The 13,255-nt window shown below is 62.0% G+C and carries 14 protein-coding genes; 9 read left to right on the plus strand and 5 right to left on the minus strand.

The genetic code is table 11. The features are described 5' to 3' along the window. Window positions 1-14: 14 nt before the first annotated feature. The 4 genes from rsmI to ACXYMO_RS09650 all read left to right on the plus strand — a co-directional run bounded on the left by rsmI (window position 15) and on the right by ACXYMO_RS09650 (window position 2,836). Entirely contained in the window at window positions 15-872 is an 858-nt protein-coding gene (rsmI, locus tag ACXYMO_RS09635; protein WP_458879071.1) for a 16S rRNA (cytidine(1402)-2'-O)-methyltransferase, read from the plus strand. Window position 873: 1 nt separating this feature from the next. Then, window positions 874-1,245 carry a YraN family protein gene (locus ACXYMO_RS09640; RefSeq protein WP_458878485.1) on the plus strand — a complete coding sequence of 124 codons (372 nt, stop codon included), beginning with the start codon at window positions 874-876 and terminating at the stop codon, window positions 1,243-1,245. Window positions 1,246-1,307: 62 nt separating this feature from the next. Beyond that, window positions 1,308-2,243 (plus strand): glutathione synthase, encoded by a 936-nt coding sequence (gene gshB, locus ACXYMO_RS09645; protein ID WP_458878486.1) that lies wholly within the window; start codon window positions 1,308-1,310, stop codon window positions 2,241-2,243. Window positions 2,244-2,323: 80 nt separating this feature from the next. Continuing rightward, window positions 2,324-2,836 (plus strand): GNAT family N-acetyltransferase, encoded by a 513-nt coding sequence (locus ACXYMO_RS09650; protein WP_458878487.1) that lies wholly within the window; start codon window positions 2,324-2,326, stop codon window positions 2,834-2,836. Window positions 2,837-2,849: 13 nt separating this feature from the next. On the opposite strand, the gene ACXYMO_RS09655 is transcribed toward ACXYMO_RS09650, so the two are convergent. From ACXYMO_RS09655 to cobU, 4 genes are all read right to left on the minus strand, one after another. Then, the gene (locus ACXYMO_RS09655) at window positions 2,850-4,361 is read right to left on the minus strand and encodes a YifB family Mg chelatase-like AAA ATPase (RefSeq protein ID WP_458878488.1); all 1,512 of its coding nucleotides are present in this window, start codon (window positions 4,359-4,361) and stop codon (window positions 2,850-2,852) included. 80 nt (window positions 4,362-4,441) lie between these two features. Beyond that, window positions 4,442-5,128 carry a glutathione S-transferase gene (locus tag ACXYMO_RS09660; protein WP_458878489.1) on the minus strand — a complete coding sequence of 229 codons (687 nt, stop codon included), beginning with the start codon at window positions 5,126-5,128 and terminating at the stop codon, window positions 4,442-4,444. A gap of 60 nt (window positions 5,129-5,188) precedes the next feature. After that, window positions 5,189-5,767: a histidine phosphatase family protein gene (locus tag ACXYMO_RS09665; RefSeq protein WP_458878490.1), complete on the minus strand. Its 579-nt coding sequence runs from the start codon at window positions 5,765-5,767 to the stop codon at window positions 5,189-5,191. After that, entirely contained in the window at window positions 5,764-6,285 is a 522-nt protein-coding gene (gene cobU, locus ACXYMO_RS09670; RefSeq protein ID WP_458878491.1) for a bifunctional adenosylcobinamide kinase/adenosylcobinamide-phosphate guanylyltransferase, read from the minus strand. Before cobU ends, ACXYMO_RS09665 begins: the two co-directional genes overlap by 4 nt. A 93-nt stretch (window positions 6,286-6,378) precedes the next feature. On the opposite strand from cobU, the gene ACXYMO_RS09675 reads away from it, so the two are divergent. The 5 genes from ACXYMO_RS09675 (at window position 6,379) to ACXYMO_RS09695 (ending at window position 12,218) form a co-directional block, all read left to right on the plus strand. Beyond that, the gene (locus tag ACXYMO_RS09675) at window positions 6,379-7,257 is read left to right on the plus strand and encodes an RNA polymerase factor sigma-32 (RefSeq protein ID WP_458878492.1); all 879 of its coding nucleotides are present in this window, start codon (window positions 6,379-6,381) and stop codon (window positions 7,255-7,257) included. A 115-nt stretch (window positions 7,258-7,372) separates the two neighbouring features. Then, on the plus strand, window positions 7,373-8,569 hold the full coding sequence (gene coaBC / locus ACXYMO_RS09680) for a bifunctional phosphopantothenoylcysteine decarboxylase/phosphopantothenate--cysteine ligase CoaBC (protein WP_458878493.1): 1,197 nt from the start codon (window positions 7,373-7,375) through the stop codon (window positions 8,567-8,569). Between the two features lie 52 nt (window positions 8,570-8,621). Beyond that, window positions 8,622-9,077 (plus strand): dUTP diphosphatase, encoded by a 456-nt coding sequence (dut, locus tag ACXYMO_RS09685; RefSeq protein ID WP_458879072.1) that lies wholly within the window; start codon window positions 8,622-8,624, stop codon window positions 9,075-9,077. Next, complete coding sequence (locus tag ACXYMO_RS09690; RefSeq protein WP_458878494.1) at window positions 9,077-10,129, plus strand: HesA/MoeB/ThiF family protein; 1,053 nt, start codon at window positions 9,077-9,079, stop codon at window positions 10,127-10,129. Before dut ends, ACXYMO_RS09690 begins: the two co-directional genes overlap by 1 nt. Before the next feature lie 76 nt (window positions 10,130-10,205). Further along, on the plus strand, window positions 10,206-12,218 hold the full coding sequence (locus ACXYMO_RS09695; RefSeq protein WP_458878495.1) for a M3 family metallopeptidase: 2,013 nt from the start codon (window positions 10,206-10,208) through the stop codon (window positions 12,216-12,218). 104 nt (window positions 12,219-12,322) lie between these two features. Here ACXYMO_RS09695 and ACXYMO_RS09700 read toward each other — a convergent pair whose 3' ends face one another. Next, on the minus strand, window positions 12,323-13,255 hold the full coding sequence (locus ACXYMO_RS09700) for a 2-hydroxyacid dehydrogenase (protein ID WP_458878496.1): 933 nt from the start codon (window positions 13,253-13,255) through the stop codon (window positions 12,323-12,325).

Consider the following 13,255-nt stretch of genomic DNA (forward strand, 5'->3'; position numbering starts at 1 on the left):
AGGCGGGTCCAGAGTTGAATTTCCAAAAGATCAGATTGGCTCCCGGGTTGTATTTCGTTGCAACGCCGATAGGCACCGCGCGCGACATCACGTTGCGTGCGCTGGATGTGCTGGCCTCGGCCGACATGCTGGCCGCCGAAGACACGCGCAGTTTGCGCCGGTTGATGGATATTCATGGCGTTCCGTTGGGCGACCGACGGGTGATGGCATATCACGATCACAGCGGTGCGGGCGCGCAGGCACGGCTGATTGCGGCGTTGGAACAGGGGCAATCGGTGGCTTATGCGTCGGAGGCGGGGATGCCGCTGATTGCCGATCCGGGTTATGAGCTGAGCAAGGCCGCGGCCGAGGCCGGGTACAGCGTGACGGCGGCGCCAGGGCCGTCGGCGGTGTTAACCGCACTGACGCTGGCGGGACTGCCGACGGATGCGTTTTTCTTTGGCGGGTTCTTGCCAAACGCAACGGCGGCGCGGCGGACGCGGCTGGAACAGTTGCGCGACGTGCCCGGAACGCTGGTGTTTTACGAATCGCCCAAGAGGGTGGCGGCCAGCCTTGCGGACATGGTCGAGGTTCTGGGGGCCGAACGGCCCGCCGCGATGTGCCGGGAACTGACCAAAAAGTTCGAAGAGGTGCGCCGCGCGCCGCTGGGGGATCTGGCTGCATCGCTTGCGGGCACCACCCCAAAAGGCGAGATCGTTCTGGTGGTGGATCGCGCCCGTTCAGAAACTGTTAGTGACTCCGATATAGAACAAGCCCTGACCGAGGCCATGAAAAGCCATTCGGTCAAGGATGCGGCGGAACTGGTGTCCAAGATGTTCGCCGTCCCAAAGCGCCAAGCCTATCAGATGGCGCTGAAACTGGGCAAAGGATGAGATGAATACCAAACAGCTTCGTGGTCAGGTTTCCTATCATGCGGGCCTGTCGGCCGAACAGCGGATCGCCAGGGTCTATCAAGATCGCGGATTTCAGGTTGCCGCGACACGGTGGCGCGGGGCGGGTGGTGAAATCGACCTTATCGTGACCGGGGCTGACGGTGTTGTTTTCGTCGAGGTCAAACAGTCCGGTAATTTTGCCCGGGCCGCCGAACGTTTGGGCCAGCAACAGATGCGGCGTATCTATGCCTCGGCCTCGGAATTTCTTGCAACTCAGCCGGACGGCCAGATGACTCAATCGCGGTTCGATGTGGCGCTTGTAAACCGGACCGGGGCGTTTGAAATCATCGAGAATGCTTTTGGCTTTGGCTAATCGCCATTGAACCCCCGGCGCGGCTGGGCCATGTATCTGGCCAGAGCAATAGGGGATACGCCATGAAAATCGCCTTTCAGATGGACCCGATCCGGGACGTGAACATTAACGCCGACAGCACATTCCGGCTGGCCGAGGAGGCGCAGGCCCGGGGTCATGAACTGTTTTACTACGGTCCTGACCAACTGGCCTTTCAGGAGGGGCGCATCACGGCGCGCGGCCATGACATGACGGTGCAGCGGGTCGCCGATGAGCCCGCGATCCTGGGACCCGAGCGCGAAGTCGACCTGAAGGACATGGATGTCGTGTGGCTGCGGCAGGACCCGCCTTTTGACATGCATTACATCACATCGACCCATCTGCTGGATCGACTGGCGCCCGAAACATTGGTGGTGAACGATCCGTTCTGGGTGCGGAACTATCCGGAAAAGCTGCTGGTGCTGGATTTTCCCGACCTGACGCCGCCAACGACAGTCGCCCGCGACCTTGAGACGATCAAGGCGTTCAAAGACAAGCATGGCGATATCATCCTGAAACCGCTTTATGGCAATGGTGGCGCGGGCGTGTTCCGGCTGGACCGGGACGACCGCAACCTGACAGCCCTGCATGAACTGTTCACCGGCTTTTCGCGTGAACCCCTGATCGTGCAGAAATTCCTGCCCGACGTCAGCAATGGCGACAAGCGTGTGATCCTGGTCAATGGCGACCCCGTTGGCGCGATCAACCGCGTGCCCGCGGTTGGCGAGACGCGGTCGAACATGCATGTGGGTGGACGCCCCGAGAAAATCGCGCTCAGCGCGCGCGACCGCGAGATTTGTGCCGCGATTGGCCCGCTGTTGCGCGAAAAGGGGCAGGTGTTTGTCGGGATCGATGTGATCGGCGATTACCTGACCGAAATCAACGTCACATCGCCCACCGGCATTCAGGAACTGGAACGGTTCGACGGCATCAACGTGGCCGAGAAGATCTGGGAAACGATCGAGTCCAAATTGACTTAGGACGGGCCAGTGCGCGTTCGGCCTGAGTCGTGCATCGACAGCGCATGTCGTGCTCTGCTCACTCGTGATCGGGAGCGTTTATGAAACTCAGACGGGCCTTGAAATCTGATGCGTCCAGCCTTGCGGCGCTATCACTGGAGGTCTGGTTGGGCACATACCTGCGCCGGGGCATAGGCGCGTTTTTTGCAGATTACGCGCTGGCAGAATTCACAAAGGCCAAGTTTGAGTCGGTCCTCGCCGACCCCAACGAATACCTTGCCGTGTCCCAGAACGACGAAGGCATCGATGGGTTCATCCGTGTGAGCGCCGGCAAATCAGGGCCGGTCGACGGGTGTTCCACAACCGAAATTTCAACCCTCTACGTGCAACCCCGGCATCACGGCAAAGGTCTGGGAAAAGCGTTGCTGGCCGAAGGTTTGCGCCACTGCCGGGAAAACGGTGTTGCGTCGGTCTGGCTTGCGACAAATTCCGAAAACACGCCGGCAATCGCATTCTACCTCGCACAGGGGTTTCAGAACATCGGGCAGACCCATTTTCGCATTCAGGACCAGGCCTATCTGAACCAAGTGTTTTCCTTGGCATTGACGGACTAAAGACACCTTCGCTTTAATTCGCCCCGGTAATCAGCCTGAAACTCAGCGCTTCGGCGACATGCGGGCGACGCACGTCGTCTTCGCCCGCCAGGTCGGCGATGGTGCGGGCCACGCGCAGAACGCGGTGATATCCGCGTGCGGACAGACCGAATTTTTCCGCCACCCGGATCAACAATTCGCGCCCTTCGGCGTCGGGTGTGGCGATTTCCTCAAGCTGGCTGCCCTCGGCATCGGCATTCTGGCGCATCCCCGGCGCATCGGCAAAGCGGATGGACTGTCTGTCGCGCGCGGTAGCGACACGGGCGGCGACGGTGGCCGAATTGTCGCCCGAAGCCGGAAGATCGAGATCGGCAAAGGCCACCGGGGGAACTTCGAGGCGCAGATCAAACCGGTCCATCAAGGGGCCGGAAATGCGGCCCAGGTAATCTTCGCCGCATTGGGGAACGCGGGCGCAGGCGCGGGACGGGTCACTGAGATATCCGCATTTGCACGGGTTGGCGGCGGCGACCAGCATGAATTTGCAGGGGTATTTTACGTGCGCGTTGGCCCGCGCGATCATCACCTCGCCCGTCTCGATCGGCTGGCGGAGGGTCTCAAGAACCGTTCGCGAAAACTCGGGGAATTCATCCATGAACAGAACGCCGTTATGGGCGAGGCTGATTTCACCCGGCTTGGCGTTGCGCCCGCCACCGACGATGGCGGCCATGGATGCGGTGTGATGCGGCTCGCGGAAGGGGCGAGCGCGGTTTATGCCACCTTCATCCAGCAGGCCGCAGAGCGATTGGATCATCGAGGTTTCCAGCGCCTCGGGCGCGGTGAGGGGCGGCAGGATGCCGGGAATGCGCGCAGCCAGCATGGATTTGCCAGAGCCGGGTGTGCCGACCATCATCAGGTGATGCCGCCCGGCGGCCGCGATTTCCATGGCCCGCTTGGCGCGTTCCTGCCCTTTGACATCACGCAGATCCGGCCCCGCATAGGTTTCGCTGATCTCTCCGGGTTCTGCGGGAGGGATCGGAGACTGGCCCGTGAAATGACGCACTACGTCGCCCAGGGATGCCGCGCCAATGACCTGGGTTGCGCCGACCCATGCGGCCTCGGCGCCCGATGCCTTGGGGCAGAGAAGGGTGCGCTCTTCCTCGGCTGCGGCCATGGCGGCGGGCAGGGCACCAAGGACCGGCACCAGCGACCCGTCGAGCGACAATTCCCCCAGAGCAACGGTGTTTTCCGCAGCATCCGTCGGCACGATGTCCAGCGCGGCCAGCAGGGCCAGTGCGATGGGCAGATCGAAATGACTGCCCTCCTTGGGCAGATCGGCGGGCGACAGGTTGATCGTGATGCGTTTGGAGGGCAGCGCAATGGCCATCGCGCTGAGCGCGCTGCGCACGCGATCGCGGGCCTCGGACACGGCCTTGTCCGGCAGGCCGACAACCGCAAAGGCGGGCAGGCCGGGGGTGACGGCGCATTGCACTTCGACCAGGCGGGCCTGCACGCCCTGAAAGGCAACGGTATAGGCGCGGGCAACCATATTGACCCCTGAACGTGGTTAGCAGTTGATTAACGGCTAGCGGTTCAGGGGTTTAATAATGGTTAATTTTGAAGGCTGCGTCAGTCGAATGCGGGCCAAGGTGTGGTTGGCAGACCCTGGTCATAGGGATCCGGGTCGTAGCTGACCTTCAGCGCCTCGGTGCGCCACGCGCGAACCGCCGGATCGCCCAGCAAGCCGTGGCAATAGGACAGAGCGGTGTCGCTGACCGGCAATCCGTACCCGACAATTCGGGCCGCGACGGGTGTATAGAAGACATCCGCCAGCGAATAGGCGCCAAACAGATATGGTGTCTGCGACCGCGAAACCGCGCGGGCATGAGCCCAGAGGATTTCAATCCGGTTCAGGTCGGCCAGGACGGCGTCGGAAGGTTGAAATCCGACGTTGCAATACTGCAATTGCATCGGGCAGTCGCCGCGCAGGGCCGAGAACCCGCCGACCATTTCGGCGCAGAGCCAGCGGGCCGTTGCGCGACTGGCAGGATCGGCGGGCCACAGCCCTGCATCGGAGTGCCGTTCGGCCAGCGTTTCGGCAATGGCCAGACTTTCACCGATGACCGTGCCCTCGGGGGTGCGCACGGCCGGGACCAGCCGCGCAGGCGCCAGCGGTTTCAGGTCGTCGGCCATCGTCCCGGAATAGAGGCCAACAAGATGGGTGTCGCAGGGGATGTTGAATTTCTCGAACATCAGCCATCCGCGCAGCGACCAACTGGAAAACATGCGGTCGCCGACAAAAAGATCATAGTTCATGCGGGGCAGACTAGGCGGTGCCGGACACGGCGGTAAAATTCTGTTTTGTGCGCAGTGCCATCACGGCAGATGATTGATGTGCCCCACGTCCCAACCTGCCCTGTGGCGGTTCAGTTGCGTGACCGACAGGTTGTCGATGCGGTGCGAAAACGCCTGGCTCGCGTCCAGCTGCAGGGCGCGCTGCACCTGGGTGAGGATCACGCCGAAATGGGCCACGATGATAAGGTCGCGATCTGCGTGCGCCTCCATCAGCGCATCGACGGTGGCATCGACCCGCGCGCGCACTTCGTTCCAGCTTTCTCCGCCGGGCGGGCGGACATCGCCGGGCGTTTCCCAATAGGCGCGGATGTGATCGGGGTCTTCTTCCTCGATCTCGGCAAAGCGGCGCAGTTCCCACGCGCCAAAATTGATTTCGCGCAGGTTTTCAAGATGCGGCAACCGGCGCCGCGCCCCCTGAATCGCATCCGCAGTGGCGCTGGCGCGGGTGAGATCGGATGACACGACAACCGCGCTGGCCGGCAGGTGCGCGGCCAGACGATCAAGGGCCTGCGTGTCACTGAGGTCGGCGGGCAGGTCGGACCAGCCCACCATTGATTTGGCATGGGTCGGTCCGTGACGCACCAGATGCAGACGCGTCATGGCGCGTCTCCTTTGAGCGTGCGGGGCAAGCCGGCGGTCACCTGAACGACCACATCGGCCTGCGCCGCCAGCAGGATGTTCAGCCGGCCCTGGGCCTCGCGAAAACGGCGGGCGAGGGCATTGTCCGGCACGATGCCATGGCCGACCTCATTCGAGACGATGATGATATGGGCGGGTGATTTTTCGATCGCCGCCAGCAGCATGATTTGTTCATGTTCCAGATCGCTGTCGGCCAGCAAGTGATTGGAAAGCCACATGGTTGCGCAATCGAACAGGCATGTTGCCCCGGCCGGAAGGTCAGCCAGATGCGCCGCGGCGTCCAGCGGCGTCTCTTCGGTTTTCCATCCCGCCGCGCGGCGCGCGATATGATCGTCGATCTTGTGACGCATTTCGTCGTCAAAGGCCTGTGCAGTGGCAAGGTAGACCCATGGCGACGGCCTGCGTGTCACCAGCAATTCGGCATAGGCCGACTTTCCCGATGCGGCCCCGCCCAGAACCAATGTTGTCGCTGGCAACACTTTTTTTTGACCTCAAACTGAACCAGATAGCGTTACAATGCGTATATAGTGTGAACCCGCAAAACAAGGCACAGCTATCGTTAGGGGTGTTACATGCCACTGGATGTCTCTCAGGACCGAACTGTCACACGTCAGGCCATGAAGGCCGAACTTCTCGATGCCGAGACGGAATTGAAACTTGCCTATGCCTGGCGCGACGAACGCGATGAACAGGCGTTGCACCGGCTTATCAACGCCTACATGCGTCTTGCCATTTCAATGGCGTCGAAGTTCCGTCGCTATGGCGCGCCGATGAATGACCTTATTCAAGAGGCCGGACTGGGCCTGATGAAAGCGGCAGACAAATTCGACCCGGATCGCGGTGTGCGGTTCTCCACATACGCGGTCTGGTGGATCAAGGCTTCGATCCAGGATTTCGTGATGCGCAACTGGTCGATGGTGCGTACTGGATCCACGTCGTCTCAGAAGTCTCTGTTTTTCAACATGAAGCGCGTTCAGGCGCGATTAGAGCGCGAGGCGCTGGCAAGGGGTGAGAACTTGGATCGCAGCCAGTTACACCAAATGATCTCGACTGAAATCGGCGTGCCGCTGCACGATGTCGAAATGATGGACGGGCGGCTTTCGGGGTCGGATTTTTCGCTGAATGCCGTGCAATCCGCAGACGAGGACGGGCGCGAGTGGATTGATGCGCTGGAGGATGACAGCGCCCAGGCCGCCGAAGTTGTCGAGGATCGTCACGATACGCAGCAACTGCGCGAATGGCTGATCTCGGCCATGAATGGCCTGAACGAGCGTGAGCGGTTCATTGTGCGCGAGCGCAAACTGCGCGATCAGCCGAGAACCCTTGAGAGCCTGGGCAATGAGCTTGGCCTGTCCAAGGAACGTGTACGCCAGCTTGAGGCCGGAGCGTTTCAGAAAATGCGCAAGACACTGGAATCCGAGACCCGCGAAGTGAGACACCTGCTGGCATAAATATGCGAGGGGTGGCGCGGACCGTTCACCAGACCGGGACGTGATCCAATTCGCACTGGCAGAACCGGCCCGGCGCGCCTATGGTCGGGTGGGTTCTGAGCAAAAGGTGCGCTAAATGCTGGCCTCCAAACGTATTCTTCTGATCATCGGCGGCGGGATTGCGGCCTATAAATCGTTGGAACTGATCCGCCGGTTGCAGGATCAGGGCGCTACTGTGATCCCTGTGCTGACCCGTGCGGCCGAAGAATTCGTGACTCCGCTGTCGGTGTCGGCGCTGGCCGGGCAGAAAGTGTACCGCGATCTGTTCGATCTGACTGACGAGGCCGAGATGGGCCACATCCAGTTGTCGCGCAGCGCCGATCTGGTGGTGGTGGCGCCTGCAACGGCGGACTTGATGGGCAAGATGGCGGGCGGTTTGGCCAATGATCTTGCCTCGACCCTGTTGATGGCGACCGACACGCCGGTCCTGATCGCGCCTGCGATGAATGTCCGGATGTGGGAGCATCCGGCGACCCGACGCAACCTTGCTCAGCTGAAAACGGATGGCATCCGGTTTGTCGGCCCGAACGACGGCGGTATGGCCTGCGGCGAATTTGGGCCGGGGCGCATGGCCGAACCGGATGAGATTGTCACGGCCGTCGGCGCCGTGCTGGGCGATGGGCCGTTGAAGGGGAAGCGGATCATCGTGACCTCTGGCCCGACCCATGAACCAATTGACCCGGTGCGTTATATCGCCAACCGGTCCTCGGGCGCGCAGGGCAGTGCGATTGCGCGGGCTCTTGTTGCGCTGGGGGCTGACGTTGTCTTTGTCACCGGTCCCGCCGATGTGCCGCCGCCCGGAGGGGCCGACGTCGTGCGGATCGAAACCGCACAACAGATGTCAGACGCGGTGGATGCGGCCTTGCCCGCGGATGCTGCGGTGTTTGCCGCTGCCGTGGCCGACTGGCGTGTAGCCAGCGCCTCGGACCGGAAATTGAAGAAATCGAAAGACGGCCTGCCGCTGCTGGAGTTTGCGGAGAACCCCGACATTCTGGCCCGCGTGGCACAGATGAAGCAGGGGCGTCCCGGTCTTGTCGTGGGCTTTGCCGCCGAGACCGATGACGTGGTCGAGAATGCAACGGCCAAGCGCAAGCGCAAGGGATGCGACTGGATCGTGGCCAATGACGTGAGCCCGGCGACGGGGATCATGGGCGGCTCGGAGAACGCCGTGGTTCTGATTTCGCAGGACGGCGCCGAGGAATGGCCGCGGATGGGCAAGGACGAGGTTGCCCAGCGGCTGGCAGCGCGCATTGCGGATGCGTTGGTGACATGATTTTCATGCCTCCGGCGGGAGTTTGTTTGGTAAGATGAAACTGGAAACGGGAATGGTCGTGATCCGTGTCACACTTGACGAGGGTGCCGATGATGCGGTGCCATTGCCGTCTTATGAAACGGCCGGGGCGGCGGGGGCGGATCTGCGCGCGAACCTGCCGGACCGGGGCGAAATGACACTGGCGCCGGGAGAGCGGGCGTTGGTGCCGACAGGGTTGCGGGTTGAGATTCCCGATGGTTATGAGGTGCAGATCCGGCCGCGCTCGGGGCTGGCGCTCAAGCATGGGATCACGCTGCCCAATGCGCCGGGGACGATTGACAGCGATTACCGTGGGCCGCTCGGTGTGATCGTCATGAACGCCGGGAGCGATCCGTTCGTGATTGTCCATGGCGCGCGCATTGCCCAGATGGTCGTGGCGCCGGTAACACGGGCGGCATTCGAACTGGCCGAAGGGTTGAGCGACACCGCGCGCGGCGCTGGCGGCTTTGGGTCGACCGGGACCGGCTGATGATCCTTGTCTTCGTACTTGCTGCCCTGTTGTGGGGGCTGGGGATGGCCATTGGTGCGCCTCGCTCGCAGCGCCTGATCATGATTGCGCTGTTGCTGTCGGGGGTGCTTGCGCTGCAACTTATCCTGCCTGCGGGACATCCGCTGCGCGAGGCGACCGGCGGGTCACCGGCGTTGTGGCTTTTGCTGGGCGGGTTTGGCGTGGTTGCGCTCGCCTACGGCCGCGTCGTTGGCGCCTTGCGCCGTCGGGCCCGGGGCAAGACGGAGCCTAAGGATGCGGCAAAACCCGGAGCGTTCAGCGAAACGGAGCTTGATCGGTATGCCCGCCATATCGTGTTGCGTGAGATCGGAGGGCCGGGGCAAAAGCGGCTGAAGGATGCGCGCGTGCTGGTCATTGGGGCTGGGGGGCTGGGCGCGCCGGCGCTGCAATATCTGGCGGCGGCGGGCGTGGGCACCATCGGGGTGATTGACCATGATGTGGTCGATAACGCGAACCTGCAGCGCCAGGTCATCCACCGCGATACCGATGTCGGCAAACCCAAGGTATTTTCCGCGCAGGCGGCGATGGAGGCACAGAACCCCTTTGTCACGGTGCGCCCCTATAACCGGCGTCTGAGCGCAGAGATCGCCGACGACCTGATCGACGATTACGATCTGGTGCTGGATGGGACTGACAATTTCGAAACCCGCTATCTGGTCAACCGCACATGCGCCGCCGCAGGCAAGCCGCTGATATCAGGCGCCTTGTCCCAGTGGGAAGGCCAGTTAAGCGTGTTTGATCCGGCCCATGGCGCGCCCTGCTATCAATGCATATTCCCCTCGGCACCCGCGCCGGAGCTGGCCCCGTCCTGTGCCGAGGCCGGAGTAATCGGTCCGTTGCCAGGGGTTGTCGGCGCGATGATGGCGGTGGAGGCGATCAAGCTGATCACTGGCGCGGGCACGGTTCTGCGCGGGGAAATGATGATTTATGACGCGCTTTATGGCGAAAGTCGCAAGATCGTGCTGAAACCCCGGGCGGATTGTCCGGTGTGCGGGGATGCCAAAGCGGGGTGAACTGGCGCAATTTCGCGGCTTGGCTCTGGACGTCCTGCATGGGGCTGCATAGCTTGCCCTGCAAAGGAGCATCCATATGAACAACCCCCTTCTGGCCGATTGGTCAACGCCGTTCGAGATAGCACCATTCGATGCGATTTCGGATGAGGATTTTGCCCCGGCACTGGACCTGGCGCTGAGTGCGCATAGGGAAGAGATCGACGCGATCGCCAGCGATGCGTCCGAGCCGAGCTTTGCCAATACGGTTGAGGCGCTGGAGCGCGCGGGCGAAAATCTGGACAAGGTTCTGAGCGTCTTTTTCACCGTGGCCGGGGCGGACAGCAACACCAAAAGGGAAGAGTTGCAGAGAGAGTTTTCCCCCAAGCTGGCGGCGCATTTTTCCGAGATTTCAGCCAACAAGGGGCTGTTCCGGCGTTTGGCAGCGGTGTGGGATCAGCGCGATGCGCTGGATCTGACGGATGAGCAGGCGCGTGTCTTGATGCTGACCCATCGCGGGTTTGTCCGGTCGGGCGCGGCGCTGGAAGGTGACGCGGAATCGCGCATGAAAGAGATCAAGGGGCGGTTGGCCACGCTGGGCACAGATTTCACCCAGAACCTGTTGGCGGACGAGCGAGAGTGGTTCATGGACCTGTCCGAAGAGGACCTGGAAGGACTGCCGCAATTCGTGGTCGATGCGGCCCGCGCGGCGGGGGCCGAAAAAGGCGCCGCCGGGCCGGTGGTCACCCTGTCGCGGTCTTTGATCGTGCCGTTCCTGCAATTTTCGCCGCGGCGGGATTTGCGCGAGAAAGCCTATCGTGCGTGGGCTGCGCGGGGGGCGAATGGAGGCAAAACGGACAATCGCGACATTGCCGGTGAAATTCTTCGGCTGCGCGCAGAGCGGGCTGCTTTGCTGGGCTATGACAGCTTTGCGGATTACAAACTGGAAACCGAGATGGCCAAGGAACCGGCCAAGGTGCGGGACTTGCTGATGGCCGTCTGGGGCCCGGCCCGGGCGCAGGCCGAGGCGGATGCCGCGGTGCTGACAGAAATGCTGCGCACTGATGGGGTGAACGGGGCGCTCCAGCCGTGGGACTGGCGGTACTACGCGGAACAGCGGCGCAAGGCCGAGCATGATCTGGATGAGGCCGAGCTGAAACCATACCTGCAACTGGAGCGGATGATCGAGGCGTCGTTTGCCTGTGCGACCCGCTTGTTCGGACTGGAGTTCAAACCGCTGGATGTGCCGCTTTATCACGCCGATTGCCGGGCGTGGGAGGTGACGCGGGGCGGCAAGCATGTAGCCGTATTCATAGGCGATTATTTTGCCCGTGGTTCGAAGCGGTCGGGTGCCTGGTGCAGCGCGATGCGCAGCCAGGCGAAGTTCCCGCAGAAACAGACGCCGGTGGTGATCAACGTGTGCAACTTTGCCAAGGGCGATCCGGCGCTGTTGTCATATGACGACGCCCGCACGCTGTTTCACGAATTTGGCCATGCGCTGCATCAGATGCTGTCGAATGTGACCTATGAATCGGTCTCGGGCACATCGGTGGCGCGCGATTTCGTCGAACTGCCCAGTCAGCTTTATGAGCATTGGCTGGAAGTGCCCGAAGTTCTGGGCGAATTTGCCACCCATGCTGAAACCGGCGAAGCGATGCCCGCCGCGATGCTGGACAAGGTTCTCAAAGCGGCCAATTTCGACATGGGTTTCCAGACGGTGGAATATGTCGCCTCGGCGCTGGTTGATCTGGCGTTTCACGAAGGTGTCGCGCCCGAGGATATCATGGTACGGCAGGAGGAGATCCTCGCCGATCTGGGCATGCCACATGCCATTGGAATGCGCCACGCCACACCACATTTTGCCCATGTGTTTTCTGGCGACGGATATTCGTCGGGATATTACAGCTATATGTGGTCCGAAGTCATGGATGCGGATGCCTTTGCGGCCTTTGAAGAGGCAGGTGGGCCGTTTGATGCAGACCGCGCCAGAGCCTTGGAGGAGAACATTCTGTCCACTGGCGGAAGCCGGGATGCGGCCGAGCTTTATACGGCGTTCCGTGGGCGGTTGCCCGGGGTCGAGGCCCTGTTGAAGGGCCGAGGCCTTGCCGTGTGATGGAAATTGAGGCGCGTTCCGCGCCGCGCCTTTGTTTTCCGTTTTTGCGATGCAAAAACGCGATGCCTCCGGCGGGAGTTTCCTTGGGCAAGATGAAGGGTGGATCAGTAGCCCAGTGACCGGTCTACGAGGTGAAGCAGGGGGATGCCAGCCTCGTTGCGACGGATGTTCTCGGCGACGACCTCTGAGGCTGTGTCGACCCGTGTGGTCGAGGCGATATGCGGTGTGACCGTGACACGGCGATGCGACCAGTAGGGGTGCTCGTGGGGCAGGGGTTCGGTCCGGAAGGCGTCAAGCGTGGCGTGGCCGACCTGACCTGCGTCGAGCGCCGCCAACAGGGCATCATCATCGATCAGCGCGCCCCGACCGGGGTTCAGGATGACCGCTCTGGTGGGCAACAGGGCTAGCGTTTCTGCATTAAGCGTGTTTTCGGTGGCCGGGGTGTCGGGCAGCAGCAACACGACAATTTCAGCGTTCTTCAATGCCTGATCCAACCCGTGATCGCCGTGCAGGCACGTGACGTGAGGGATCGATTTTGCGGTACGGCTCCACCCGGATACGGCAAAGCCGAGATCGGCGAGCGTTTCGGCGCAGGCCTGTCCCAGCCTGCCAAGGCCGAGGATCGACACGGCGCGGTTTTTGGCCAGAGGTGGGGCGACAGGCGCCCATTGGTGTTCGGGGTTCACGATATGGGCATCCATGCCCAGATGGTGGCGCAATACGTGCCCGGTGACCCACTCGCGCATGCCCTGGGTCAGCCCGTCATCGACCATGCGGGCAAGCGGGGCTTTCAGCGTCGGGTTGCCGACCACGTCCTCGACCCCGGCCCAGAGGTTCAACACCGCCTTGAGCCGTGTGTAAGGGGTGAAATCCTGAACCGTGCTGTTGGGGGCGTAGACGATGTAGTCGACATCGGACGGCGGGAAATCATCGCGCAGATCGAAAGTCAGCCCGGCGCATCGGAGCGCGTCGGTCAGGGCCGATCGGTAATTTTCCCAACTTTCGGATTTGGCGGCAAACAGGATATTTATGGTCAT

The sequence above is a fragment of the Arenibacterium sp. CAU 1754 genome (genome assembly GCF_054482635.1).